Origin of the sequence: Cobetia sp. ICG0124 (assembly GCF_004006355.1) — a bacterium.
GTDB lineage: Bacteria > Pseudomonadota > Gammaproteobacteria > Pseudomonadales > Halomonadaceae > Cobetia > Cobetia marina.
Window position 1 is genome coordinate 2,174,925 of record NZ_CP024893.1, and the last position, 26,658, is coordinate 2,201,582.

The 26,658-nt window shown below is 62.8% G+C and carries 26 protein-coding genes; 9 read left to right on the top strand and 17 right to left on the bottom strand.

Annotated elements, in window-relative coordinates; all coding sequences use genetic code 11:
* The first annotated feature begins 5 nt into the window (after window positions 1-5).
* Both CU110_RS10080 and CU110_RS17990 read left to right on the top strand, forming a co-directional pair.
* A complete protein-coding gene (locus CU110_RS10080; RefSeq protein WP_084208998.1) occupies window positions 6-1,163 on the top strand; it encodes a glycosyltransferase family 1 protein in 1,158 nt (385 codons plus the stop codon).
* Window positions 1,135-2,355 (top strand): alpha-ketoglutarate-dependent dioxygenase AlkB, encoded by a 1,221-nt coding sequence (locus CU110_RS17990; protein ID WP_346427123.1) that lies wholly within the window; start codon window positions 1,135-1,137, stop codon window positions 2,353-2,355. The genes CU110_RS10080 and CU110_RS17990 overlap by 29 nt, the downstream gene beginning before the upstream one ends.
* On the opposite strand, the gene CU110_RS10095 is transcribed toward CU110_RS17990, so the two are convergent.
* Window positions 2,347-3,270, bottom strand: coding sequence for a LysR family transcriptional regulator (locus tag CU110_RS10095; protein ID WP_084209000.1), 924 nt, complete (start codon window positions 3,268-3,270; stop codon window positions 2,347-2,349). The genes CU110_RS17990 and CU110_RS10095 overlap by 9 nt on opposite strands.
* Before the next feature lie 29 nt (window positions 3,271-3,299).
* Here CU110_RS10095 and CU110_RS10100 point away from each other — a divergent pair, with 29 nt between their 5' ends.
* From CU110_RS10100 to CU110_RS10110, 3 genes are all read left to right on the top strand, one after another.
* Window positions 3,300-4,001 (top strand): CoA transferase subunit A, encoded by a 702-nt coding sequence (locus tag CU110_RS10100; protein WP_077373240.1) that lies wholly within the window; start codon window positions 3,300-3,302, stop codon window positions 3,999-4,001.
* 37 nt (window positions 4,002-4,038) lie between these two features.
* Window positions 4,039-4,701 carry a 3-oxoacid CoA-transferase subunit B gene (locus tag CU110_RS10105; RefSeq protein ID WP_084209001.1) on the top strand — a complete coding sequence of 221 codons (663 nt, stop codon included), beginning with the start codon at window positions 4,039-4,041 and terminating at the stop codon, window positions 4,699-4,701.
* Between the two features lie 194 nt (window positions 4,702-4,895).
* A complete protein-coding gene (locus CU110_RS10110; RefSeq protein WP_077372737.1) occupies window positions 4,896-5,102 on the top strand; it encodes a cold-shock protein in 207 nt (68 codons plus the stop codon).
* Between the two features lie 81 nt (window positions 5,103-5,183).
* Here CU110_RS10110 and gcvT read toward each other — a convergent pair whose 3' ends face one another.
* Together gcvT and CU110_RS10120 are read right to left on the bottom strand one after the other, a co-directional pair.
* Window positions 5,184-6,317: a glycine cleavage system aminomethyltransferase GcvT gene (gene gcvT / locus CU110_RS10115; RefSeq protein ID WP_084209002.1), complete on the bottom strand. Its 1,134-nt coding sequence runs from the start codon at window positions 6,315-6,317 to the stop codon at window positions 5,184-5,186.
* A gap of 39 nt (window positions 6,318-6,356) precedes the next feature.
* Entirely contained in the window at window positions 6,357-7,724 is a 1,368-nt protein-coding gene (locus tag CU110_RS10120) for a sodium:alanine symporter family protein (protein ID WP_077372732.1), read from the bottom strand.
* 256 nt (window positions 7,725-7,980) lie between these two features.
* On the opposite strand from CU110_RS10120, the gene gcvH reads away from it, so the two are divergent.
* A complete protein-coding gene (gcvH, locus tag CU110_RS10125) occupies window positions 7,981-8,373 on the top strand; it encodes a glycine cleavage system protein GcvH (protein WP_077372729.1) in 393 nt (130 codons plus the stop codon).
* A gap of 106 nt (window positions 8,374-8,479) precedes the next feature.
* The gene (gene gcvP / locus CU110_RS10130) at window positions 8,480-11,374 is read left to right on the top strand and encodes an aminomethyl-transferring glycine dehydrogenase (protein ID WP_084209003.1); all 2,895 of its coding nucleotides are present in this window, start codon (window positions 8,480-8,482) and stop codon (window positions 11,372-11,374) included.
* Window positions 11,375-11,530: 156 nt separating this feature from the next.
* On the opposite strand, the gene CU110_RS10135 is transcribed toward gcvP, so the two are convergent.
* The 8 genes from CU110_RS10135 to CU110_RS10170 form a co-directional block, all read right to left on the bottom strand.
* Window positions 11,531-13,183: an ABC transporter substrate-binding protein gene (locus tag CU110_RS10135; protein ID WP_240499748.1), complete on the bottom strand. Its 1,653-nt coding sequence runs from the start codon at window positions 13,181-13,183 to the stop codon at window positions 11,531-11,533.
* A 179-nt stretch (window positions 13,184-13,362) separates the two neighbouring features.
* A complete protein-coding gene (locus CU110_RS10140; protein ID WP_127735796.1) occupies window positions 13,363-14,421 on the bottom strand; it encodes a DUF4955 domain-containing protein in 1,059 nt (352 codons plus the stop codon).
* On the bottom strand, window positions 14,346-14,828 hold the full coding sequence (locus tag CU110_RS10145; RefSeq protein WP_127735799.1) for a hypothetical protein: 483 nt from the start codon (window positions 14,826-14,828) through the stop codon (window positions 14,346-14,348). The genes CU110_RS10140 and CU110_RS10145 overlap by 76 nt, the downstream gene beginning before the upstream one ends.
* A 162-nt stretch (window positions 14,829-14,990) precedes the next feature.
* Window positions 14,991-15,263: a DUF2160 domain-containing protein gene (locus tag CU110_RS10150; RefSeq protein ID WP_043334560.1), complete on the bottom strand. Its 273-nt coding sequence runs from the start codon at window positions 15,261-15,263 to the stop codon at window positions 14,991-14,993.
* Between the two features lie 73 nt (window positions 15,264-15,336).
* Entirely contained in the window at window positions 15,337-16,137 is an 801-nt protein-coding gene (locus CU110_RS10155) for a carbohydrate ABC transporter permease (RefSeq protein ID WP_084209005.1), read from the bottom strand.
* Between the two features lie 11 nt (window positions 16,138-16,148).
* Window positions 16,149-17,018: a sugar ABC transporter permease gene (locus CU110_RS10160; RefSeq protein ID WP_077372715.1), complete on the bottom strand. Its 870-nt coding sequence runs from the start codon at window positions 17,016-17,018 to the stop codon at window positions 16,149-16,151.
* Window positions 17,018-18,232 (bottom strand): ABC transporter ATP-binding protein, encoded by a 1,215-nt coding sequence (locus CU110_RS10165; RefSeq protein WP_084209006.1) that lies wholly within the window; start codon window positions 18,230-18,232, stop codon window positions 17,018-17,020. The genes CU110_RS10160 and CU110_RS10165 overlap by 1 nt, the downstream gene beginning before the upstream one ends.
* Window positions 18,232-19,398 carry an ABC transporter ATP-binding protein gene (locus CU110_RS10170; RefSeq protein ID WP_084209007.1) on the bottom strand — a complete coding sequence of 389 codons (1,167 nt, stop codon included), beginning with the start codon at window positions 19,396-19,398 and terminating at the stop codon, window positions 18,232-18,234. Before CU110_RS10170 ends, CU110_RS10165 begins: the two co-directional genes overlap by 1 nt.
* A 426-nt stretch (window positions 19,399-19,824) precedes the next feature.
* On the opposite strand from CU110_RS10170, the gene CU110_RS17090 reads away from it, so the two are divergent.
* Both CU110_RS17090 and CU110_RS10180 read left to right on the top strand, forming a co-directional pair.
* Complete coding sequence (locus CU110_RS17090; protein WP_240665351.1) at window positions 19,825-20,880, top strand: hypothetical protein; 1,056 nt, start codon at window positions 19,825-19,827, stop codon at window positions 20,878-20,880.
* On the top strand, window positions 20,768-21,568 hold the full coding sequence (locus CU110_RS10180; RefSeq protein WP_240665561.1) for a sigma 54-interacting transcriptional regulator: 801 nt from the start codon (window positions 20,768-20,770) through the stop codon (window positions 21,566-21,568). Before CU110_RS17090 ends, CU110_RS10180 begins: the two co-directional genes overlap by 113 nt.
* Before the next feature lie 123 nt (window positions 21,569-21,691).
* On the opposite strand, the gene CU110_RS10185 is transcribed toward CU110_RS10180, so the two are convergent.
* The 6 genes from CU110_RS10185 to CU110_RS10205 form a co-directional block, all read right to left on the bottom strand.
* Complete coding sequence (locus tag CU110_RS10185; protein WP_077372706.1) at window positions 21,692-22,543, bottom strand: ABC transporter permease; 852 nt, start codon at window positions 22,541-22,543, stop codon at window positions 21,692-21,694.
* 3 nt (window positions 22,544-22,546) lie between these two features.
* A complete protein-coding gene (locus CU110_RS10190) occupies window positions 22,547-23,848 on the bottom strand; it encodes an ABC transporter permease (RefSeq protein ID WP_084209009.1) in 1,302 nt (433 codons plus the stop codon).
* A gap of 137 nt (window positions 23,849-23,985) precedes the next feature.
* Window positions 23,986-25,071, bottom strand: a complete 1,086-nt coding sequence (locus CU110_RS10195; protein ID WP_077373234.1) for an extracellular solute-binding protein — start codon at window positions 25,069-25,071, stop codon at window positions 23,986-23,988.
* Window positions 25,072-25,189: 118 nt separating this feature from the next.
* Window positions 25,190-25,351 carry a TOBE domain-containing protein gene (locus tag CU110_RS17095; protein WP_240665352.1) on the bottom strand — a complete coding sequence of 54 codons (162 nt, stop codon included), beginning with the start codon at window positions 25,349-25,351 and terminating at the stop codon, window positions 25,190-25,192.
* Window positions 25,348-26,316 (bottom strand): ABC transporter ATP-binding protein, encoded by a 969-nt coding sequence (locus tag CU110_RS10200; protein WP_240665353.1) that lies wholly within the window; start codon window positions 26,314-26,316, stop codon window positions 25,348-25,350. The genes CU110_RS17095 and CU110_RS10200 overlap by 4 nt, the downstream gene beginning before the upstream one ends.
* Before the next feature lie 21 nt (window positions 26,317-26,337).
* Entirely contained in the window at window positions 26,338-26,499 is a 162-nt protein-coding gene (locus CU110_RS10205) for a YqaE/Pmp3 family membrane protein (RefSeq protein ID WP_043334518.1), read from the bottom strand.
* Between the last annotated feature and the right edge of the window lie 159 nt (window positions 26,500-26,658).

Below are 26,658 nucleotides of genomic sequence, written 5' to 3' on the forward strand. Positions count from 1 at the left end.
CCGTCATGGAGCGTATCGCCTTTGTCAGTGAAACCTGGCACCCGGAAATCAATGGCGTGGCTCACACGCTGAGCCATCTGTGCGATCAACTCATCACGCGTGGCTGCGAGCTGCAGCTCGTGCGGCCCGCACCCCGCGACGGCAGCCATGAACCACGAGTCGCGCAGGAGCTACAGGTACGCGGCTTCCGTCTTCCGGGCTATGACACCGTTCAGATCGGCGCCCCTGCCCTGAGACGGCTGACGGCGCTGTGGCGCCAGCATCCGCCCTCCGTCATTTACATCGCCACCGAAGGACCGCTGGGGGTCAGTGCCCTGATGGTCGCGCGTCGCCTCGGCGTGCCCGTGGTGGCAGGCTTTCATACCAATTTCGACCAGTACAGCACCCACTATCATCTCAGGGCATTACGCCCCCTGGTACGTCAGGGGCTGAAGCACTTCCACAATGCCGCCAACCTGACACTGGTCCCGACACGCACCCAGGCCGCCACTCTCGCGCAACAGGGTTTCAAGCATGTCCGGGTCGTGGGACGCGGGCTGGATTGTCAGCGCTTCTCGCCCGTTCATCGCAGTGAAGCGCTGCGTCGCCAGTGGGGCGTCGGCCCTCAGCAGCCCGTCGCGCTGCATGTCGGCCGCCTGGCGGCGGAAAAGAACATCGAGCTGTTGATTCGCAGCTACGAGGCCATGCAGGCCGTGCAGCCGGATATCGCGCTGGTACTGGTGGGCGATGGCCCGCTGCGCGAACGCCTTGAGCAACGCCTGCCGGAGGCGATCTTCGCCGGCTTCCAGACCGGCGAGGCGCTGGCTGCCCATTACGCCAGTGCCGACCTGTTCCTGTTCCCCTCGCTGTCGGAGACCTTCGGCAACGTGGTGCTGGAAGCCATGGCCAGTGGATTGGCCGTAGTGGCCTTCGACTACGCGGCCGCTGCGGAAGTGATCCGCGATGACCACCAGGGGTTGCTGGCCCCCTGCACCCAGCCGGACAGATTCATCGAACAGGCAGTGGAAGTCTGCCAGCGACCAGCGCGTATCGCACGCCTCGGAAGAGCGGCCCGTGTACGCGTCGAGCCCATGGCCTGGAGCCAGGTCGCCGAGCATTTTCTTGCCTGTCTACGCCTCGCCGAGGAGAAGCCCGATGCACGATCGCAGCCTTCCCGTCTTTGAGCGACTCGACCTGCTGGAGTGGCGGCTGTGTCGCCAGGTGGCACGTCTGGCGCTGTATCGGCCGATCCTGACCCTCTTTCGCGTGGTCTCGCGCCTCGGCGACTGGCCCGTCTGGTTGCTGCTGACACTCAGCCTGCCCTTCCATCACGTGCAAGGTGGCTGGTTGATGCTGGAATTCGGACTGGCGGCGGGGGCCGGCGCCCTTTTGTATCGCGCCCTCAAGACCCGGCTGTGCCGTGAGCGCCCCTTCATCACCTTCACGACCATCCAATGCACCATGCCACCGCTGGATCGCTACAGCTTTCCAAGTGGCCATACACTGCATGCGGTGCTGTTTGCCAGCCTGACGGCTCAGCAGCTACCGGAACTGGCCATTCTCGTCACGCCGCTTGCCATGTTGATCGCGCTTTCCCGCGTGATCCTGGGACTGCACTACGTCAGTGACGTGCTGGCGGGGGCGCTGCTGGGACTCGGGCTGGCTGAAGTGGCCATCCTGAGTCTTGAGTCCCTGCGACCGGCCGGCCTGCCGGACGACTGGCAGACACTGGCCCATGGCTGGTATCGCCATCCGCTGCACCCGCTCTATCTCAAGCCAACCGCTCTGACTCCCCTGCAGGCCGACCAGGCACTGGTCACGCTGGATACCACGCTCGACTGGCAGCGGCCGAGCTTGAGCGTGCATGGCAAGACGCATCCCATCCCTCGCCGTCAGGTATGGATGGGGGACGCCGGGGCTCGCTATCGCTATTCCGGCAGCCTGTTCGAGCCAGCACCCTGGCGTCCGATGGCCTGGCATCTGGGGGAGCTTGCCCGTCACGCCATCAACCGCGAGCTGAGCGCGCAGCCGGGGCAGGAACGCCATATCGACCAGCACTTCAACAGCCTGCTGGCCAATCGCTACGCCGATGGCAATGACCGCATGGGCTGGCATAGTGACAATGAACCGGAGCTTGGCGACCGCCCCATCGTGCTGGCCCTGTCACTGGGACGAGAGCGGCCACTGCGCTTCAAGGGACACCCCCGCAGCCCCTACGCACAGGACCCTGCCTTCAACCTGTGGCTGCCCCATGGCTCATTGCTGGTGATGGGGCGCGGCTGTCAGGACCGGCTGCATCACGCCCTGCCGCCGCGCAAGCTCGAGGGCGTGCGCATCAGCCTGACCTACCGACAGCTATTGACGGCGTCACGCTAGATCCTCATCAGGCACGGGCGGCGGCGAGACGGGATAACGGGCCCGCAGGGTGTCCAGCATCGCCTGGACCGCGACCGACAGCTCATGACGGCCGCGGCGAATCACGCCGACCCGTTGCTCGATGACCGGCCCTTCCAGCTCCAGGCACCGACATCCCAGCGCTGACATCTGATCGGCGCTCATCGCCGGCACCGCGCTGACGCCAAGTCCCTCTGCCACCATGCGTCCGCAGGTCACCAGCTGGTGAGTCTCGAAGGCGACGGTGAGCTTGAGCCCCGCCTCTGCCAGGCGCCGCTCCAGCATGTGTCGCACGCCCGAGGGACGTTGCAGGGTGATGAAATCCTCTTCCAGCAGCTGATCCCAATGGATGGTCTCGGGAGCGCCCTGCAACAGGGCGTGCCCCTCGGGAATGATCGCGATGTAGCGATCCTCGAAGAGTGATTCGAAGACAAGGTCCTCGCGTACCCCGGGATCAAAACAGATCCCCAGTTCCACGCGCCCATCGGTGACACGCTCCACGACTTCCTCGGCGATCACGTCATTGACCTCGATGGTGATCTCCGGGAACTGCCGTCGAAAATCCGCCAGTACTCCTGGCAGCAGATTCCCGGCGAAAGTCGGCATGGCAGCCAGTGCCACACGCCCGCGTCCGAGACTGAATCGCTGGCGCATCTCGTCCTCAGCATGCTCCCAATCCGACAGTATCCTGCGAGCCAGCGGGAAGAAGGCCCGTCCTTCCGGCGTCAGGCTGACCTGTCGAGTGGAACGCTGGAACAGACGCCCACCCAACGACTCCTCCAGATTCTTGACGGCCAGCGACAATGCCGGCTGGGAAAGATGCACCAACGTGCCCGCTTCCACGAAGGACAGGGTTCTGGCCACTGCGACAAAGGCTTTCAACTGTTTCAAGGTCATGCGGCATCCTGATGCTCAAGGAGAACTTCATGGCAGGATTCAACAAGGTAGTGACCCGCTACGCCGATGCCATGGCGGGCCTGGAAGACGGCATGACGGTGATCGCCGGCGGATTCGGACTCTGCGGTATTCCCGAGAACCTGATCCAGGAGATCAAGCGTCGTGGCGTGAAGGACCTGACCGTCGTCTCCAACAACTGCGGCGTGGACGGCTTCGGGTTGGGCATCTTGCTGGAAGATCGCCAGATCAAGACCATGATCGCCTCCTACGTCGGCGAGAACGCCCTGTTCGAGCGCCAGCTGCTGGACGGAGAGCTCGAGGTCATCCTGACCCCCCAGGGCACGCTGGCCGAGAAGATGCGCGCCGCCGGGGCCGGCATCCCCGCCTTCTTCACCGCGACCGGCTACGGGACGCCCATCGGAGAAGGCAAGGAAGTCCGCGAATTCGACGGTCGCCCTTATATTCTCGAGGAAGCCATCAAGGGTGACTTCGCGATCGTCAAGGCGTGGAAGGCCGACCGCTACGGCAATGTCGTCTACCGTCACACGGCACGCAACTTCAACCCGCTGGCCGCAACCGCAGGCAAGATCACCGTGGTCGAAGTCGAAGAGCTGGTGGAACCCGGCGAGCTGGACCCGGCCGAGATCCACACTCCGGGCATCTATGTCGACCGCGTCATCAAGGGCAGCTTCGAGAAGCGCATCGAGAAACGGACCGTTCGCTCGCGTTGAGCCTAGGCTCGATGGCGCTTCAGACAAGGAATACATCATGGCTTTGACACGCGAACAGATGGCCCAGCGAGTGGCACAGGAAATCCAGGACGGCTCCTACGTCAATCTGGGCATCGGCATTCCGACCCTGGTCGCCAACTACATCCCGGATGGCATCGACGTGATGCTGCAGTCCGAGAACGGCCTGCTTGGCATGGGACGCTATCCCTATGACGACGAGGTCGACGCCGACATGATCAATGCCGGCAAGGAAACCGTGACCGCCATCGATGGCGCCGCCATCTTCGACTCCGCCGAATCCTTCGCGATGATTCGCGGCGGGCACGTCGATCTGACGGTACTCGGCGCCTTCGAGGTGGACGTGAACGGCAACATCGCCAGCTGGATGATCCCCGGCAAGCTGGTGAAAGGCATGGGCGGCGCCATGGACCTGGTGGCGGGTGCCGAGAACATCATCTGCACCATGACCCACGCCTCCAAGCATGGTGAGTCCAAGCTGCTCAGCCAGTGTGAGCTGCCACTGACCGGTGCCGGCTGCATTCGCCGTGTCCTGACCGACCTGGCCTTCCTCGAGATCAAGGACGGTGCCTTCCACCTGCTGGAACGCGCGCCAGGCGTCAGTGTCGAGGAGATACAGCGCCTGACCGCAGGCAAGCTCATCGTGCCCGACAACGTCCCCGAGATGCAGCTGGACGCCTGAGACGACCAAAGGCGAAGTTTTTGATATTTCATTTGACCTTGGAGGCGCGGCAGCGCAGTATTGATCTCGTTGGTTAGCAAGTCGTATATCGTCAGTCGTGATCGAAACACTTCGGTACCTGGTGCATATCCTCCTTGTTTTACCCACGTATATCGGGTAACTCCCGGCAATATCATCAGTAAGGAATTACGATCATGGCAACTGGTACAGTCAAGTGGTTCAACGACACCAAAGGTTTCGGCTTCATTTCTCCGGACGACAACGGTGACGACCTGTTCGCACACTTCTCCGAAATCCAGGCTGAAGGCTTCAAGTCTCTGCAAGACGGTCAGAAGGTTTCCTTCGACGTCACCCAGGGCAAGAAAGGCCTCCAGGCCGCTAACATCAAGATCATCGACTGATCATGAGTTAGCTGAAAGAGACTAACCTCTCTTTCCACGGAAAAGCCCGCTTCGGCGGGCTTTTCTGCGTCTGGAGATTGCTCAGCCGCGGTAATAGCGCTGCTCGACGAAGGGCATCTTCGTCACGGTCATCGGCAGTCGCTTGCCGCGTACGTCCGCGAAGACCTGAGTGTCCAGCACGCTGTGTGCGATCGCCACATAGCCCATGGCGACCGGCTTGCCGTAGCTCGGGCCGAAGCTGCCTGAAGTCACGACACCGATGCGGTTGCCCTCGCCGTCGAAGAGCTCGGCACCTTCGCGAATCGGAGCACGCCCTTCAGCCACCAGACCGACTCGCTTGCGGGTGTGATCCTTGTTGGCGATCTGGGTCAGGATGACGTCCGCCCCCGGGAAGCCGCCTTCACGTGCACCGCCCTGACGACGCACCTTGCCCAGCGCCCAGATCAGGCTGGCTTCCACTGGCGTGGTCGTGGTGTCCAGATCATGACCATACAGGCACAGGCCCGCCTCGAGACGCAGTGAATCCCGCGCCCCGAGACCGATGAACTCCACCTCTTCCGCCGCCAGCAGCAGACGCGCGAAGCGCTCCGCCTCAGCATCGGGGACGGAGATCTCGAAACCATCTTCACCGGTATACCCGCTGCGACTGACCCAACACTCGATGCCATCGATGGTGACATGGGCATGATGCATGAAGGTCAGCTCGCAGGCCTCGGGCGACAGACGCTGCATGACCGCGTGAGCCAGCGGCCCCTGCAGGGCGAGCAGCGCCCGATCCTCCAGCACCTCAAGCTCGATCTCCATCGGCAGCCCCACACGCAGATGCGCGACGTCCTGATCCTTGCAGGCAGCATTCACCACCACATAGAGGTGATCGCCACCATTGACGATCATCAGGTCATCGAGGATACCGCCGGTATCACTGGTAAAGAGTCCGTAACGCTGCATGCCCACCGGAAGATCGACGATGTCCGTCGGTACCAGCGTCTCCAGCGCCGCCTGCACGTTCTCTCCGCGCAGGATCAGCTGCCCCATGTGCGAGACATCGAACAGCCCCGCCTTGGCACGCGTATGCTCGTGCTCCTTCTTGACGCCCAGCGGATACTGGACGGGCATGGAATAGCCTGCAAACTCGACCATCTTCGCTCCCTGCTCGACGTGCAGGTCATGAAGCGCGGTCTGCTTGAGACCGGTGACAGCGGCGGAATCGGACATCATCATTCTCCAGAGTGGCATGCAACATCTCTCCGACGATCAGCGGTCTTCGCCCGCCAGCACTTCCTTGCCGTCAAAGTAGTCGCGGGTCAGCTTGAAGACCACCGGCGACAGCAGCGCCAGACCAATCAGGTTCGGAATCGCCATCAAGGCATTGAAGGTATCCGCCATCAGCCAGATGAGATCCAGCTTGGCCATCGCGCCCACCGGAATCGCGATCACGAACACGATGCGATACAGCATGATGGCGCGCGTACCGAACAGGTACTGGAAGCACTTCTCGCCATAGAAGGACCAGCCAAGGATGGTGGTGAAGGCAAACACGGCCAGCGCGATCGCGACCAGATGGTTGCCGACACCCGGCAAGGCCTGATCAAAGGACATGGAGGTCAGCGCCGCCCCCGTCTCACCAGAAGACCACAGGCCGGAGGTGATGATGGCCAGCGCGGTGATGGTGCAGATGACGATGGTATCGATGAAGGTGCCCAGCATGGCGACCAGCCCCTGACGTACCGGGTTCTTGGTCTGCGCGGCAGCGTGGGCGATGGGCGCACTGCCCAGGCCGGCTTCATTGGAGAAGATACCGCGCGCCACACCGAAACGGATGGCCGCCATCACCGCCGCACCGGCAAAGCCGCCAGTCGCCGCGACTGGATTGAAGGCGTAGGTGAAGATGAGGCCGAAGGCGTGACCGATCTGGTCAGCATTGATCACCAGAATGACGATGCCCGACAGGAAGTAGGCAATCGCCATGAACGGCACCAGCTTGCCCGCCACGCTGGAGATGCGCTTGATGCCACCCAGAATGACCGCACCTGCCAGCACCATCATCACGACACCGGAGGCCCAGTGCGGAATGGCAAACGAGGTTTCCAGGGCATCCGCCACGGAGTTGGACTGCACGGTATTGCCGATGCCAAAGGCCGCGAAGCAGCCGAAGAAGGCAAAGGCGCCCCCCAGCCAACCCCACTTGGCCCCCAGTCCGTTGCGGATGTAGTACATCGGACCACCGACGTGGTTGCCGTTGTCATCCACTTCGCGATAACGCACCGCACAGACGGCCTCGGCGTACTTGGTCGCCATGCCGACCAGCGCCGTGATCCACATCCAGAAGATCGCCCCCGGTCCACCCAGCGCGATCGCCGTCGCCACACCCGCGATGTTGCCGGTACCGATGGTAGCGGAGAGTGATGTCATGAGGGCATTGAACGGCGACATTTCACCATCGCCATCCTTGCCGGGCGCGCGCCCGCTCCACAGCAGCTTGAAGCCGGTACCCAACTTGCGGATCGGCATGCCCTTGAGGCCCGCCTGAAGATAGAAGCCGACCCCGAGCAGCAGGATCAACATCACCGGGCCCCACACCACGCCATTGATGGCGGTAAAGAGAGAACTGATCATTTCCACGCAGATTTCCTCCGCTGAATTGTTGTTATGACTCGATGCGAGGAGAGGACAGCTCACATTAGCGGAAGCTTCCAGTCTTCACTACCCCAACAGGGCTTTACGCTGGAATGTGAGCAAAACGTCACGCAAAAATCATGAACTCGCCAAAAGTCGTAGAGGCACGACGCGCTCAGCTACTGCCACGTGTCGAGACCTTCGTGCATAATGGCGCAACGATTCCCTGAATCAGAAAATCTTTTCACATAGGAAAACACTCATGAGCAACATTCCTGCCACGCTTAAGTACACCGAGAGTCACGAGTGGGTTCAGGACAACGGTGACGGTACCGTGACCATCGGCATCACCGACCACGCTCAGGAAGCGCTGGGCGACGTCGTCTTCGTCGAATTGCCGGAAATCGGTCGCGAACTGGCGCTGGAAGAAGAGTTCGGTGTCATCGAGTCCGTCAAGGCGGCCTCTGATCTGTACGCGCCGCTGGCCGGCGAAGTCATCGCCGTCAACGAGAGCCTCGAAGACGCGCCGGAATCCGTCAACGAAAGCCCCTATGACGATGCCTGGATTCTGAAGATGAAGGTCGCTGACAGCGCCGAGCTGGAAAAGCTGCTCGACGCGGACGCCTACACCCAGCTGGTGGAAAGCGAAGCCTGATCACGGTTGGCCTCCAGCCGCTGTCCGAGACCTCCTGCGCCGGCAAGGCGATGTTCCTCCCGCGGACTGTCACTTGCAGTTCCCGTTGCAGCACAGGATTCCTTGCATGGCTCACGAGACGCTTACCCTGGCCCAGCTGGCCGGGCACGATGATTTCATTTCCCGTCACAATGGCCCGACTGCCGCCAATGTCACGCGCATGCTGGCGACACTGGGTGAAGACAGCATCGAGACGCTGATTGACCGCACCGTGCCGGCGGCCATTCGTCTGGGACGCGAGCTGGACCTCGAAGGGCCGCGCACGGAATCCGAGGCACTGGACTATCTCAAGCGCCTGGCGCGTCAGAACAAGGTATTCAAGACCTATATCGGCCAGGGATATCACAACACCCACCTGCCGGCGGTCATCCAGCGCAACGTGCTGGAGAATCCGGGCTGGTATACCGCGTATACGCCGTACCAGCCGGAAATCGCCCAGGGCCGTCTCGAGGGGCTGCTCAACTTCCAGCAGGCGGTGATGGACCTGACCGGCATGGAACTGGCCAATGCCAGCCTGCTGGATGAGGCCACCGCCGCGGCCGAAGCCATGGCGCTGTGTCAGCGTGGCAACAAGAAGAACAAGAGCAATCGCTTCTTCATCGCCGACGATGTCCTGCCCCAGACGCTGGACGTCATGCGCACGCGTGCCGATTACTTCGGCTTCGAGCTGGTCATCGATGCTGCCGAGAAGGTCGGTGAGCACGACATCTTCGGCGCCCTGTTCCAGTATCCGGGCAATACCGGTCAGGTACGCGATCTCGCACCGCTGCTGGACGCGGCACGCGCCAATGGCGCGATGACCGTGGTGGCCGCCGACCTGCTGAGCCTGGTGCTGCTCAAGTCGCCGGGCAGCCTCGGCGCCGATATCGTCGTCGGCACCTCCCAGCGCTTCGGCGTGCCGATGGGCTTCGGCGGCCCGCACGCCGCCTTCTTCGCCACCACCGACAAGCTCAAGCGCTCGATTCCGGGCCGCATCATCGGGGTCTCCAAGGACTCGCGCGGCAATCCGGCGCTGCGCATGGCGATGCAGACCCGCGAGCAGCACATCCGCCGCGAGAAGGCGACCTCCAACATCTGCACCGCCCAGGCGCTGCTGGCCAACATCGCCGGCTTCTACGCCGTCTATCACGGCGCCGAAGGCCTCAAGCGCATCGCCACCCGGGTGCATCGCCTGACCAGCATTCTCGCCGAGGGCGTCACGCGCTGCGGCATGACACTGGCCCACGACAGCTGGTTCGATGCCATCACCGTCACCGGCGTGGATGCCGGCAAGATCCATGGTCGCGAGCTGACCCACGAGATCAACCTGCGCCACCACGGCGACGGCCGCATCACCATCAATCTCGACGAGACCACTACCGCCGCTGACGTCGGCGTGCTGTTCGACGTGCTGCTCGGCGAGGAGCACGGCCTGTCCGTCGCCGCGCTGGACCAGGACCTGCTGGCCAAGGGCGCAAGCGCGATCCCGGCGGCCTGTCAGCGTGACAGCGACTTCCTGACCCACCCGACCTTCAGCCGCTATCACTCAGAAACCGAGATGCTGCGCTACCTGAAGCGCCTGGAGAACAAGGACCTGTCGCTGACCCACGCGATGATTCCGCTGGGCAGCTGCACCATGAAACTCAACGCCACCACCGAGATGATTCCGGTCACCTGGCCCGAATTCGCCAACGTCCACCCGTTTGCGCCCTCGGATCAGGTGGTCGGCTACAAGCAGATGATCGACGAGCTGTCGGCCTTCCTGGTCGAGATCACCGGCTACGACGCCATCTCCATGCAGCCGAACTCCGGCGCTCAGGGGGAATATGCGGGACTGGTCGCGATCCGTCGCTACCAGGCCTCCATCGGTGAAGGGGCGCGCGACATCTGCCTGATCCCCAGCTCCGCCCACGGCACCAATCCGGCCTCCGCCGCGATGGCCGCCATGAAGGTGGTGGTGGTCGAGTGTGATGCCAGCGGCAACATCGACATCAATGACCTGCGCGCCAAGGCCGAGCAGCACAGCGACAAGCTGTCCGCGATCATGATCACCTACCCGTCCACCCACGGCGTGTTCGAGGAAACCGTGCGCGAGGCCTGTCAGGTCGTTCACGATCACGGCGGTCAGGTCTACATCGACGGCGCCAACATGAACGCCCAGGTCGGCATCTGCCGTCCGGGAGACTTCGGCGGTGATGTCTCGCACCTCAACCTGCACAAGACCTTCTGCATTCCCCACGGTGGCGGCGGTCCGGGCATGGGCCCCATCGGCGTCAAGTCACACCTGGCACCCTTCGTCTCCAACCACGTGGTCACCCCGCTGGAAGGCGTGAAGCCGGAATGCACCGCCGTCTCGGCCGCCGCCTTCGGTTCCGCGGCGATCCTGCCGATCTCCTGGGCCTACATCAAGATGATGGGCGCGCAGGGGCTGCGTGAGGCCACCGAGCTTGCAATCCTCAACGCCAACTACATCGCCACGCGTCTCGATGGGCACTATCCGGTGCTCTATCGCGGCAAGAACGGCACCGTGGCGCATGAGTGCATCATCGATATCCGCCCGCTGAAGGCCGCTTCCGGCATCAGCGAGGAAGACATCGCCAAGCGCCTGATCGACTACGGCTTCCACGCCCCAACCATGTCGTTCCCGGTGGCGGGCACGCTGATGGTCGAGCCCACCGAGTCCGAGTCGCTCTACGAGATCGACCGTTTCTGTGAGGCGATGATCGCGATTCGCGCCGAGATCGCCCGTGTCGAGCAAGGCGAATGGACCCTGGAAGACAACCCGCTGGTGCACGCGCCGCACACCCAGGCGGACCTGATGGACGCCGAATGGAACCGTGGTTATTCCCGCGAGATCGGTGCCTTCCCCAGCGAGCACGTCAAGGCGGCCAAGCAGTGGCCGGCCGTCAACCGGGTCGACAACGTGCATGGCGATCGCCAGTTGATCTGCTCCTGCCCAAGCATCGACCTCTACCGTGATTGAGAGTCTCGATTGAGAGCCAGCAATGAGGCAGTGATGAAACGCTGTCGCTGATCGCTCTGGCAAAAAAACGCCCCTGCCGGGTAACCGGCAGGGGCGTTGTCGTTGCAGCGGTCATTCAGGAGCCTGCTCAGTGGCGCAATGACGCGCCAGCCGAGATCACTCCTTCCAGCTCTTGAGCAGCTCGTCGTAGGCGATGGTCTCGCCCTTGGGCTTCTCGTTGTCCAGCTTGGCCTTCGGCGCACCCGGCTGGGCGAACCAGTACTCCGCATCACGTTCCTCGTTGAGCTTCGGCCCACAGTTGTCCATCACCTTGGCGCGCTCGAGACGCTCGAGAATGCGGTCCTGCGCCTTGGCCAGGCCATCAAGCGCTTCCTGCGGCGTGGCTTCACCACTGGCGGCCTGGGAGATGTACTGCCACCACAGCTGGGCCAGTTTCGGATAATCCGGCACGTTGGTGCCGGTCGGCGACCACTGCACCCGCGCCGGGCTGCGATAGAACTCGACCAGACCGCCCAGCTTCGGCGCGGCATCGGTCATCGCCTGGGACTGGATATCCGACTCGCGGATCGGCGTCAGACCTTCCAGGGTCTTCTTGAGCGAGACGGTCTTGGCGGTCACGAACTGCGCATACAGCCAGGCGGCGTGACGATTCTTCTCCGGCGTGGAGTCGAAGAAGGTCCAGGCACCCACGTCCTGATAGCCAAGCTTCATGCCCTCTTCCCAGTACGGGCCATGCGGTGACGGCGCCATGCGCCACTTGGGCGTGCCGTCGTCGTTGACCACCGGCAGACCATCTCTTGTCATGTCAGCCGTGAAGGCGGTGTACCAGAAGATCTGCTGGGCGATGTTGCCCTGGGACGGCACCGGGCCGGACTCGGAGAAGGTCATGCCCTGAGCTTCCGGCGGTGCGTACTTGCCCAGCCAGTCGACGTACTTGGTGGTGGCATAGACGGCCGCCGGGCCATTGGCCGCGCCGCCACGCGTCACCGAGGAACCCACCGGCTGACATTCCTCGACACGAATGCCCCACTCATCTACCGGCAGGCCGTTGGGCAGGCCCTTGTCGCCGGCACCCGCCATGGAGAACCAGGCATCGGTGAAGCGCCAGCCGAGTGACGGGTCCTTCTTGCCGTAATCCATGTGGCCATAGACCCGCTTGCCGTCGATTTCCTTGACGTCATTAGTGAAGAAATCGGCGATGTCTTCATAGGCTGACCAGTTGACCGGTACGCCCAGCTCGTAGCCGTACTTGTCCTTGAACTGCTTCTTCAAGTCTTCACGCTCGAACCAGTCGGCGCGGAACCAGTACAGGTTGGCAAACTGCTGGTCCGGCAGCTGATAGAGCTTGTCATCCGGGCCGGTGGTGAAATCCAGCCCGATGAAGTCATCCAGATCCAGGGTCGGCGAGGTGAAGGCCTTGCCGTCGCCTTCCATCATGTCGCTGATCGGCACGACCTTGCCATAGCGGAAGTGCGTGCCGATCAGGTCGGAGTCATTGACGTAGCCATCGTAGATGTTGCGCCCGGACTGCATCTGGGTCTGCAGTTTCTCGATGACGTCGCCTTCCTGGATCAAGTCGTGGGTCAACTTGATGCCGGTGATCTCGCTGAAGGCCTTGGCCAGCACCTTGGACTCGTATTCATGGGTGGTCAGGGTTTCCGAGGCCACCTTGATTTCCATGCCGCGCAGCGGCTCGGCGGCCTTGATGAACCACTCGAGCTCGGACATCTGCTCGTCCTTGCTCAGCGTGGAGGGTGAGAATTCCTGGTCGATCCACTTCCTTGCCGCATCCTGATACTGATCGGCCATGGCCTGACTGGAAAGACCCGCGAGCCCCGCCGCCGTGGCGAAGGCGATGGCGTAACGCAGGCGTGCGGGTCGAATGATGTGCTGACTCATGGGATGTCCCTTCATTGGCGTTATTGTTGTGTCGCGTCGTCCAACAACCACTTCCGTCAATCACGTATCACGCGGCGCGAGATGCCGCGTCACGGGTGCGTCTCGCGAAGCAGCTCGCGTTGTGCCCGGTAGAGCGAAGCCGGCTTGACAGCCTCGCCGGGGGATTCCACTCGCGCCTGCAGCTTGTCCAGCGCCTCAAGCTGCGGGTAGTCCGTCACGCCCTTGGCGTTCATCACCCGCTCGTAATCATGACGACTGGCGATGCCCAGCGCGCGGCCGGTGGCGCCCACTACCGTCGGCATGATCACCTTGCCGAAGTGTGAGTCGGCGCGCATGAAGGGCCAGGCATCGTGCGGCTTGCCGGTATTGACCGGATTCCACAACACCAGCCCGCGGAGATGATTGGGCTGATGGCCGACACTGGCGCCCCAGCGGTCGCGTACATGGCCGCCTCGCTTGCGGTCGAAGAGATTGTCCCGCGGCTGCTGACCATGCAGTTCGATCCCACTGTCACCGCCATGCTCCAGTTCAAGGTAGACGTTATGGGTCGCGTAGCGGGCCACGCCGGGCGCATGCCAGGCATGACTTTGGTCGACCACCTGCCTTGCCAGCACCTGATTGCTGTCACTGATCGTCATCGCGATATGTCCCGGCTTGCCGGTCATCCTCACGTCCTCGAGCGTCACCTGGGAGCTGTGGCGCACCTTCACTCCCTGATTGAAACTGTCGAGCCGAACATCACGCACCCAGCCATCGGTGATGCCATCGAGATCCAGCAGGCCGAAGCCGCTGTCGTCCTCGGCGCTGCGATGATGCTTGAAGCGCCCTCGCCAGTTGCCCTTGAGCGTGATGCCTTCGACCCCGACCTCATGCGCCGGATGGATGCGCGCGATACGCCACTGCTCACCGGGGAAGCGCTCGTGCACCACGGGCAACGACAGCGTCAGCCGATTGCCTTCTCGTGCCAGCACACGGTAGCGAGCGCGCTTGACCACCCCATCCCGCTCGATCAGCCAGCGCGACTTGCCGGTTCTGGCCTCCTTTTCCATCTGATAGGGTGCCAGAGCACGTGCTACCGCTTGCGGGCGCTTGTCGATGCTCTCCAGCAATACCTCATCCCCCGCCTTGAGCGATGACGCCTGTGCCACGCCCGCCCCAGCGTCCTGCCTTCCTCCAGATTGCCAAGATGCAGCAACCAGGGCGTGCTCCAGTACCAGCTGGCGTGCAACGGCAGCATCGGTCGGGTCTGCTTGAGACGGGTTCTGTCGCTTCCATCTCCCGCCAGTGTCCAATGACTGCCGGCCAGGCTCAGCCCCTGCATCTTGAGCAATGCCTCGCGCAGTGACTGCTGACGCGCCTTGTCCGAGACTGCCGCCTTGAGCGCGATCATCCGTGCATAGAACCAGTCGCGCTCCGCGGGGCCGAACAATACATAGTCACCGGCGGGGAAATAGAGCACCCCATGGCGCTGAGGACTGTCCGCATCATGCTCGCCCTGCTGCTGCCAACGACGCATCGCGGCATGGGCGCGCAGTACCGCCTCTCGGTCACTCACGTCGTCCGTGCCATCAGCGCCATAATCCGTGACATCGAAGCGGCCAGTCAGAACCGCTTGGGACTCCTGTCAGCACCTCGGGTTCCCTGTTGCCACCGGGCGACGCTGCCCGTCGTCAACGCTCACACCCCTCTTCTCATCCCCCCTCACTTCACCCTCACCTCATCCCCACTTCATCAACACCAGCATCCAGACGACACAGACGATGCTGATCATCCACAGCACCTGATCAGTGAAGCCCAGCCACAGCAGATGCAGCCAGCCGCTGGAGAGCAGGCCGATGAACAGTCTGTCGCCACGCGTGGTCGCGATGGGCAGAAAGCCCTGGCGACTCAGCGTCGGGGTCACGAACTGCCAGGCGGTCATGCCCAGCAGCAAGGTGCCGATACCGGCAAAGAAGAGTGACGTGGGCAGTGTCCAGGCCATCCATTCCATCATCATGTCCTCTTGTAGGCCGCCAGCAGCGACTCGCTGGCGGCAATGACAGCGGCGCTCGTCTGGCCGCCGCTCACACCCGACCCAGGGCGAAGCCCTTGGCGACGTGATTGCGCACGAAGTAGATCACCAGAATGCCGGGAATCAGCGTCAGGGCGCCGGCGGCGGCCAGCACGCCCCAGTCGATGCCCGAGGCCGAGACCGTTCGCGTCATCACCGCCGCGATCGGCTTCGCCTCCGTCGAGGTCAGGGTTCGCGCCAGCAACAGCTCCACCCACGAGAACATGAAGCAGAAGAAGGCGGTCACCCCGATGCCCGGGCGAATCATCGGAATGAACAGCGTCAGGAAGAAGCGCGGAAAACTGTAGCCATCGATATAGGCCGTCTCATCGATCTCCTTGGGCACGCCGGACATGAAGCCTTCCAGAATCCAGACCGCCAGCGGCACGTTGAACAGACAGTGCGCGAGTGCCACCGCCAGCGGAGTATCGAACAGTCCCACCGAGGAGTAGAGCTGGAAGAACGGCAGCAGGAAGACCGCCGGCGGTGCCATTCGATTGGTCAAGAGCCAGAAGAACAGATGCTTGTCACCCAGGAAGCGATAGCGCGAGAAGGCATAGGCCGCCGGCAGTGCCACCGTCAGCGAGATGGCCATGTTGAGCACCACATAGCTCATCGAGTTCACATAGCCCATGTACCAGCTGGGGTCGGTGAAGATCACCCGGTAGTTGTCGAAGGTGAAGTTCTGTGGCCACAGGGTCAGGCCGCCGAGAATCTCCTGATTCGACTTGAACGACATGATCAGCAGCCAGTAGATCGGCACCAGCAGGAACAGCAGGTAGATCGTCATTACCAGACGCTTGCGTGTTTTCATCACTCGTCTCCTCAGGCGTCGTCACTGTCCTGGTGGGTCATGGCGGTATAGAACAGCCACGAGACCAGCAGGATGATGAGGAAGTAGATCAGCGAGAAGGCAGCGGCGCGTCCGAGATCGAACTGGCCGATCGCCATCTGGGTCAAGGTCTGGGACAGGAAGGTCGTGGTGGTACCCGGCCCGCCACCGGTGAGAACGAAGGGCTCGGTGTAGATCATGAAACTGTCCATGAAGCGCAGCATGATGCCGATCAGCAGCACGCTCTTGAGCTTGGGCAGCTGGATGTAGCGGAACACGGCCCAGGGTGAGGCACGGTCGATGCGCGCGGCCTGATAGTAGACATCGGGAATGGCGCGCAGCCCCGAGTAGCACAGCAGTGCCACCAGCGACGTCCAGTGCCAGACATCCATCACCAGCACCGTCACCCAGGCGTCGGCCGGATTGGAGGCGTAGTTGTAATCGATGCCCAGTTGCCCCAGCGCCCAGCCGTAGAGCCCGATGTCCTCACGCCCGATGATCTGCCAGATGGTGCCGACCACGTTCCAGGGAATCAGCAGCGGCAGGGCCAGCAGGATCATGCACAACGAGACCATGAAGCCCTTGCGCGGCATCGAGAGCGCCACGGCGATCCCCAGCGGAATCTCGATGGCGAGTACCGCGAAGGAATAGACGAACTGGCGAACCAGCGAGTCGTGCAGGCGCTCGTCGCGCAGGATCTCGCGATACCATTCGGTTCCCACGAAGAAGCGTGTGGAGGGATCGAAGATGTCCTGCACCGAGTAGTTGACCACCGTCATCATCGGGATGATGGCCGAGAACGCCACCACGATGACCACCGGCAGCACCAGCCACCAGGCGCGATTGTTGTGTGTGCGTTGCATCAGGCGTTTCCTCCCGGCTGCTCTCCACTTTCCCCTCTGGCAAAGCTGTCCGCCTCGCCGCTGTCGGGCGCGCCGGCCTGTGACAGATCCAGCAGATGCTCATCGAGATAGAAGCGCTGCCAGCGGGCCGGTAGCCGCAGCCGCACACCCCCGACAGGGATAGGCGCATCTTCCTCGATACGTGCCTTGAAGATGCAGCCACCGCCGATGTCGAGATCCACTACCTTGTAGGTGCCAAGATCCTGCACCAGCGTGACCTGACCACTGAGCCAATGCTCGCGGGTGTCGGAAACCGCCGCAGCGGGTGAGCTGTCGCTGGCCTCGAGCTCGACGAATTCCGGACGGATGCCCAGCTTCAACTCGCCCTTGCGCTCCTCAAGCGTCGCCAGCAGCGCCCGTGGAAGGTGCAGCAAGGGCGCGTCCTCCCCCGTCCCGAGCCGCACGCCCTCTGATTCCAGCGTGATGCTGGCCAGATTCATGCCCGGCGAGCCGATGAAGTAGCCCACGAAGGTGTGAGCGGGGTCCTCGAACAGCTCGCGCGGGGTACCGAACTGCACGATGCGGCCTTCATACATCACCGCGATCTTGTCGGCGAAGGTCGAGGCCTCCAGCTGGTCATGGGTGACGTAGACCATGGTGATGTTGAACTGCTCATGGATCTGCTTGAGCTTGCGCCGCAGCTTCCACTTGAGGTGGGGGTCGATGACGGTCAGCGGTTCATCGAACAGGATGGCGGCCACGTCATCACGCACCAGCCCGCGGCCCATCGAGACCTTCTGCTTCTCGTCGGCCGTCAGGTTGCTGGCACGCCGCGTCAGCAGGTCTTCCAGCTCCAGCACCTGGGCGATCTCACGTACCCGAGACTGCACCTTGTGCTCCGGCTGGCGCTGATTGCGCAGCGGGAAGGCCAGATTGTCGAAGACGGTCATGGTGTCGTAGACCACCGGGAACTGGAACACCTGAGCGATGTTGCGCTCTTCCGGCGGCAGCCGATTGACCACGCGATCATCGAAGCGCACCTCGCCCTCGGAGGGGGCCAGCAGCCCGGAGATGATGTTGAGCAGCGTACTCTTGCCACAGCCCGACGGGCCGAGCAGCGCATAGGCACCGCCCTGCTGCCAGACATGGTTCATGCGCCGGATGGCGTAGTCACTGTCAGCCGTAGGCGTCGCCAGGTAGCTGTGCGCCAGATCATTGAGGTGTATTTCCGCCATCAGGCCAGCCCTCCGCCAGTCGTGGTGGGTCGCTCGGGCGAGCGGATCAGTGCCCCGTCGCCGCCCGGGCCTGCCACTTCACCGCCAGCGCGGCCCTTGTCATCCGCGAAGACGAACAACTTGTGCGCGGGGGCATAGACCCGGATGGCATCATCCACGGCGAAGTCGTGGATACCGGACAGGTGCAGCACCAGGGAGTGATCGTCATTGCTGACATGCAGGAAGGTCTCGGAGCCGGAGATCTCGGCGATATCCACCGTGACGGCGAACTCGAGATCATCGTCGGCCAGCGGCGCCAACCCCAGATGACTGGGACGGATACCGAAGCGATAGGCCCCGCTCTCGAGCCCCACCAGTGGTGTGGGCAGCACGAACCGGCTGCCCTGCTCGCCGGCACTGGCGGCACCGGAGAACGCCAGTTCACGCCCACGCACCTCGGCCTCGAACAGATTGATCTGCGGCTCGGAGTAGAGCTTCGCCGCCTCGACACTCACCGGATGATGGTAGACGGCCTCGGTAGGCCCGGACTGCAACACCCGCCCTTCATGCATCAGGGTGGTGGTGCCACCGAGCGCCAGCGCCTCACCGGGTTCGGTGGTGGCGTAGACGGCGATGGTGTTGCGGGTCGCGAACAGGCTGCGCATCTCGTGGCGCAGCTCTTCGCGCAGCTTGTAATCAAGATTGACCAGCGGCTCATCGAACAGCACCAGGTCAGCATCCTTGACCAGCGCCCGCGCCATGGCCGTACGCTGCTGCTGACCGCCGGAGAGCTCCGCCGGCTGACGCGCGAGGAACTGCTCGATATGCAGCATCTCGGCGATCTCGTGCACGCGGCGACGGATTTCCTCCGGCGCCATGCGCGCCAGCTTCAGCGGCGAGGCGATGTTGTCGTAGACGCTCAGACTCGGGTAGTTGATGAACTGCTGATAGACCATCGAGATGTTGCGCTCGCGCACCGGGCGGCCGGTCACGTCCTCGCCGTTCATCACGATTCGCCCATCACTGGGCACATCGAGGCCTGCCATCAGGCGCATCAGTGAGGTCTTGCCGGACAAGGTGCGTCCCAGCAGCACATTGAAGGAGCCGGGCTCGAAGGTCAGGTCCACCCTGTCGATATGGGTCTCGCGGCCAACCCGGCGGGTGACCGCCTCAAGGCTCAAGGACATGGCGCTGTCTCGTCTGGTGAAAGTCATCGGGGCAGGGACACGGCCAACCACTGCCGAGTGTTCATACCCACCTGGTGGCTCTCATCTAGCGAACCCTGTGCCAGCCGCGCGCAACCCCGTGCCCCCCGACACCCTCTGCCAGCCCTCGCATACCGCCAGATCGCCCTCTTTCGTTGATCATTCAGTCACTTGCCAGATGCGACCAAGGCAGGGGCAGACCATGGTCTAGCCCGTCAACCACCCCGTCTCCCGCTACTCTGATGAACAGTGTCTGAACACTGGAGTCCTCGGAACTGAACACTCGCCACGCACAAGTGAACATTGCCGTGAACACTCCCCAAGACCGAAAACAGCATCGATGACAGCACCGATAACAGCATCAATAACAACAGAGGCCTGAAAGGCCCGCCGCACAAGGGATGTCTCATGACAGCACGCCATCATTCCGCCAGCCACGTCGATAACCACGTCGATAACCACACCGCCGCCCCCCCAGCTCACTCCACGCCCCATCCCGCCGCTGCTCCCGTGGCACTTCAGCATTCCTCACTGGTGTGTCCGCCGGAAGAGCTCGTCTGGCGTCAGCGTCAGGCCGCCAGCCTGATGGCGACGGTGGCGTCAGCGGTGGCCGGTCATACCCTTAACCTGCTCGATCACTGGCAGGCGTGTCTGGTACTGACCGACCGCGACGGCGTGGTGCTGGCAAGCTACGGCCATCAACAGCTGCTGGGCAATGACGCCACCCTGCTGCGCCCCGGCGCGCGCTGGCGCGAGGAATCGCTGGGGCATAACGCCATCGCCGAGACGCTGAATGCGCCGCGCGCCAATCGCCTGGCACGCATCGCGCTCGACGCGCATGACGCCGAGTGCCTCAAGGGGCTGGCCAGTGCCAGTGCCGCCCTGCTGGCGCCCGCGAGCTGGAACAGTCGCCGCGGGCTGACCCCCTGTGCCTGCGAGGGCTGCCTGGGACTGATATGCGATCCCTATCGCGTCCGCCAGTACAGTCTCGGCATGCTCGGCGTACTGGCGGATGACATCGAGCAACGCCGTCTCGATGAGGCGCTCGGGCATGATCATCATCTGTTGCGCCTGCATCTCAACCGTTCTCAGCTGGACTCGCCCAGCGCCGCCCTGCTGGCTGTCACGCCGCAGGGCCAGGTCGCGGCCGCCAGTCGCAGAGGGCTGCAGCTGCTGGCAGCGCACCTTGAGCTCTCGCCATCGCCAGATTGCGCGGAACACCCGGCGGACAACGGCCACTCAGGCCGCTGCCTGCCATCCAAGCCTTGCGCGCCTGCATCATGGCGATGCCGGCTGGGCCCGAGTCTGCGAGCTGCTGGCACGGCTGGTGAACGCTCGCCTGCCACTGCTGCTGCAGGGCGAGACAGGTGTCGGCAAGGAAGAGGTGGTCAAGGCGCTGCATCAGGCCAGTCATCGCGCCCATCAGCCGCTGGTCGCCATCAATTGCGCGGCATTGCCCGATGAGCTGGTCGAGGCTGAGCTGTTCGGGTATCGGCGCGGCGCCTTTACCGGTGCCGACCCTGCGGGGCGCGAGGGCCGACTGATCGAGGCCAATGGCGGACGCCTGTTTCTGGATGAGATCGGCGACATGCCACTGCATGTGCAGGCGCGTCTGCTGCGCGTGCTGCAGGAGCGTGAAGTCACCCCGCTGGGCGGCGGCAAGCCGCAGCGGGTCGATTTCGAACTGGTGGCCGCCACCCATCAGCCTCTCAGCGAGCTGGTCAAGGCAGGTCACTTCCGGGCGGACCTCTACTACCGACTGTGTGGCGCCAGCATCGCCCTGCCGCCACTGCGCGATCGCCAGGACATGGCTGGATTGAGCCATGCCCTGCTGACACGGCTGTGCCGGGAGCAGCAACGCGAGCTGCCACGCATCACCCCTGATTTCCTGAACCGTCTCATGCAGCATGATTGGCCGGGCAACGTGCGTGAGCTGGACAATGTGTTGCGTCTGGCACTGGCGCTGTGCGATGGGCCGTCTCTTGAAGCGTGCCACGTGATGCTGTCGGGCGACCTGCCCCCGCTGCATGACCTCTCCAGTGCCGAGGAGCTGCAGAGCGCGCTGGACGCGCTGGGCGGCAACGTCTCGCGTCTCGCTCGGGAGCTGGGCATCAGTCGCACCACGCTCTACAAGCGACTCGGCGCGGCCTGACGCAGCAGGCTTCTCCTCAAGCCCCGGCCCTGAAACGCCCGTGCCCCCGCAGACAGACTCTGCGGGGGCACGGGCGTTTCACACGACTCACATTTCTTACCGCTACCAAGCACCTAACACTCATCAGCTCGGCGTCAGGCCGCGCAGGCGCTCATTGCGACGGCGAATCAGCTCCAGTGTCGTCAGCAGCAGGATCGAGACCAGCACCAGCAGCGTGGCCACCGCCAGAATCGTCGGACTGATCTCCTCGCGGATACCGGACCACATCTGGATCGGGATGGTGGTCTGCGCCGGCCCGGCGATGAACAGCACCACCACGACTTCATCGAACGAGGTGATGAAGGCGAACAGCGCACCGGACACCACGCCCGGCGTCACCAGCGGCAGGATGATGCGGAAGAAGGTGCGACTCGGGCTGGCCCCCAGCGAGTGCGCCGCACGCGTCAGAGAGTGATCGAATCCGGACAGCGTCGCCGTCACCGTGATCACCACGAAGGGAATGCCTAGCGCGGTGTGCGCCAGAATCACGCCCAGATAGGTCTGCGTCAGCCCCAGCTTCGAGAAGAAGAAGAACATCGCCGCGGCACTGATGATCAATGGCACGATCATCGGCGAGATCAGGATCGCCATGATGGTGTTGCGAAACGGCATGAAGCGACTCGAAAGCCCAAGCGCGGCAAGCGTGCCCAGTACCGTGGCCAGCACCGTCGCACATACCGCGACGAAGATGCTGTTCTTGATCGAGCGCATCCACTCATCCGACGTGAAGAACTCCTGATACCAGCGCAGCGAGTAACCCTCCGGGTCCAGCGACAGCATCTTCTCCGAGAAGGTGAAGTAGGGTTCGGCATTGAACGAGAGCGGAATGATCACCAGGATCGGCCCGATCAGGAACAGGAAGATCAGCGCACAGAGTGCGCAGAACACCCAATGCCAGATCCGCTCACCACGTGTTGCATAGGAAGGTATGGCCATCTGTCACCCCAGTTTGACCTTGTCGACACCGATCAGGCGGTTGTAGACGAGATAGAAGAGGATCACCACGACCAGCAGGATCGAGCCAATGGCCGCTGCCAGTCCCCAGTTGAGCGAGGTCTGCATGTGATAGGCGATGAAGTTGGTGATGAAGCGGCCCGACTGCCCGCCCACCAGTGCCGGCGTGATGTAGTAGCCGATGGAGAGGATGAAGACCAGAATCGAGCCTGCTCCGATACCCGGCAGGGTCTGCGGGAAGTAGACGCGTCGGAAGGCGGTGATCGGCCCGGCACCCAGCGAGCGCGCCGCGTGCATGTAGCTGGGCGGAATGGTCTTCATGACCGAGTACAGCGGCAGGATCATGAAGGGCAGCAGGATATGGGTCATCGCGATGATGGTGCCGGTCTTGTTGTAGATCATCTGGATGCGCGCCTCCTCGGCGAGTATCCCGACGCCTACCAGCATGTCGTTGAGCACCCCCTGCTGCTGCAGGATCGCGATCCATGTCGTGGTGCGTACCAGAAGCGAAGTCCAGAACGGCAGCAACACCAGAATCATCAGCAGATTGCCGCGCCCGGCAGGCAGGGTCGCCAGCAGCCAGGCCACCGGATAGGCCAGCAACAGACATAGCCCGGTGATCGCGGCGCTCATCCAGAAGGTGCGGATGAACAGCGAGACATGGATCTGCAGATATTCCGGCTTCTCGACGATCTCGCCAGTGGGAGAGAACTGACGATCCACCGCCGCCAGATAGTAGGAAGCCGTGTAAGGCGTGGACTCGCGCTTGATCAAGCGCCAGATGTCCGGGTCCTGCCAGTCCTCATCGGCCTCGATCAATGCCGCCTTGTAAGGGGCCTCCATGCGAGCGGCCTTGCGTGCACTCTTCATGAACAGTGAGCGCATGCCCGACATTTCATAGTTGAGACGTGAGGCGACACGCCCGAGATTGCGCGCCTTGAGGCCCGCGGCAAGGTCGTCTGCCAGCGCGGCGTAGGTAGCCTCATCCGGCAATCCCTCGCCGTCCCAGTCAACCAGCGCCTGACTGGTGCGCGGCAGATAGGTGGAGACTTCCGGGTTGTCGACACTGCGCGACAGCATGTCGAAGATGGGCATGACGAAGGCCAGCCCGATGAAGATCAACAGCGGTGCCACCAGCAGCAACGCCTTGAGACGGCTGCGGCGGATGGCACGATTGAGACTCTGTTTCAGGGGCACGCCGTCGGCGGTGGTCAGTGCCGCGCCGGGTGCTCCATTGGGGTCATGTTCTGCGCTTCCGGACGTGGCCGGGGCGGAGGAATCGCTCATCCTGCACTCCTTGATCGGCTATCCGAGGATGCCTGAGCCGTCAGCCGCTTCCCGCACGCTGCCGGGCGATCAGGCATGATCAAAAAGGCCCCGGCGCGCGGTCGTGCGCCACCGGGGCCATCGGGTCAGTGCGGGGATCAGCGTGCCAGCCAGGCGTTGAAGCGCTGGCTCAGCTCATCGAGGTTGTCGGCCCAGAACTCGTCATCCTTGGGAATGGCGGTCTCGAAGTTGGGGCCGTAGGTCGGCATGTGCGGCTTCATGTCGATGCCCGTATCGGCGTGGGTCGAGACCAGCGCCGCAGACGAGGTACGTGCCGGACCGTAGGAGATGTACTTGGCCTGGTCCGCCAGACGCTGGGTGTCGGTGGCAAACATCAGGTAATCCTTGACCTTGTCGAGCTTGCCGGTCGGGACGACCCATCCGTCCAGCTCGAACACCTGAGCATCCCAGACGATGGCGAAGGGCTGCTTCTCGTTGACCTCGGCATTGAAGATACGGCCGTTGTAGGCAGAGGCGAAGGCCACTTCCTTGTCCGCCAGCAGCTGCGGCGGCTGGGCACCCTCCTCCCACCAGATGACGCTGTCCTTGATGGTATCGAGCTTGGCGAAGGCACGCTCGATGCCTTCATCGGTCTCCAGCATGTCGTAGACCTCTTCCGGTGCCACACCATCAGCGACCAGTGCCCATTCCATGTTGTTGATCGGCTTCTTCTGCAACGCACGCTTGCCGGGGAACTCCTCGAGATTGAAGACATCATCGATGGAATCCGGCTGCTTGTCCTCGGGGAACATCTCGGTATTGAAGGCCACGATGTTGGAATAGACGATCTGCGGCACGAAGCACTCACTGAGCGAGCCTTCGATGAAATCCTCACTGGCCGGTGTTCCATCCGGCGCTGCCGCGAACAGGGTGTCCGGGTCCAGCGGCTCGATCAGCCCTTCGGAGCAGGCGATCAGCGCGTCGCTGGGCAACATGTCGACCAGATCCCAGGTGACGTTGCCTGCCTGTACCTGGGCACGCAGCCCCGAGAGCGCATTGGACGACTTGTCGATATTGACGACGGTATCGCCGCTCTTCTCTTCCCATGGCTCGTGATAGGCCTTGAGCTGGCTTTCACTGTACGCCCCGCCCCACGACACGATATTGAGTGTCTCGGCCTGAGCTGCGGTGGCGCCAAGGCTTGCCGTGGCGACCGCCACGACCAGAGCGGCACGCAGTGGCATGCTGAAGAGATGAATCGATTGATCACTGACATGGGTGAATCTCCCTGAATTCTTGTTGTTGTACTGCACTCTTGTCGCGAATCGTGCTGTTGCTCTCTCGGGTAAGCCTGTGCTGTCGTCAGGCATCCAGTGCTCGGCAATCGCAGGCATCCCACCCGACCTGCAATGTCTGTCCGGGCCGCAAGGGTGGATAGCCTTCGGCATTGGGTGTCTTGATGATGAATTCGTCACTGCCACATACCGCCACTCGCGTGCGCAGATGATCTCCAAGATAGATCACCTCAAGCACCTCGGCGGTAAAGACATTGTCGGGAGGGCACCTGCCTCTTCGCTGGACAGCAGACGCACCCGCTCCGGGCGGAGCGACAGTTGGGTACGCTCGCCAATCTCATTGACGGCGACCTTGAGTGCCCGCACCTGCTCGCCACTGTCGAGGGTCACGGTGCAATGCGCGTCTTGTGCTTCCAGCTGTGTGACCTGCCCGTTGAGGCGGTTGTTCTCGCCGATGAAATAGGCGACGAAGGCATTCTCCGGCGCCTCATACAGCGCCTCGGGGGTCGCCAGCTGCTGGACGATGCCATCATTGAAGACCGCGATGCGGTCCGACATGGTCAGCGCTTCCGTCTGGTCGTGAGTCACGTAGAGCATGGTGACGCCGAGACGCTGGTGGATGCGCTTGATCTCGAACTGCATCTCTTCACGCAGATTCTTGTCAAGCGCCCCCAGCGGCTCATCCATCAGCACCAGTTCCGGCTCGAAGACCAGCGCGCGCGCCAGGGCGACCCGCTGTTGCTGTCCGCCGGAGAGTTGCCCCGGGCGGCGATCCCCGAATTCGCCGAGCCGCACCATGTCCAGGGCATTGGCCACCTTGGTGGAAATCTCTTCCTTGCTCATGCCGCGCACTTCCAGCGGAAATGCCAGGTTCTCGGCCACGCTCATGTGCGGAAACAGGGCGTAATTCTGGAAGACCATGCCGATGCCGCGCTTGTGCGGTGGCAAGTCGTTGATGGGGGTACCGTCGAGAAGGATGTCGCCATGAGTCGGCGTTTCGAAGCCCGCCATCATCATCAGGCAGGTAGTCTTGCCGGAACCGGACGGCCCCAGCAGGGTGACGAACTCGCCGCGCCGAACTTCAAGATTGAAGCCCTTGACCACCAGCGTTTCGCCGTCATAGCTCTTTTGCACATCATTGAAGATCGCGAAGCAGGAGCTGGTCTCCTGCGGCGCGTCGGGCTCTGCAGTCATGACCATGCGTGGTATCCATGGTCAGAACTTGGTGATGACCCACACGGCGTGGATGATCCCCGGCAGGAAGCCGAAACAGGTCAGGATGATGTTGATCCAGAAATGCTTGTTGGCGACCCCCACCTGCATCAGTACGCCCAGCGGCGGAAGGATGATGGCCAGAATGATGCGAATGATATCCATAGTTTGCTCCTTGCGGGTGGACCCGGGAGTCACGATTGACCTTCTGTGCAAGCGACTCGGACTCCGCTGCCAGTTGCTCGTGATAGCGCTCCCAGTCCTCCCAGTCATGTGGCGTGCCACTGCGGGGGCGGTGACTGCCCGACTCACGTGCACGTGCCC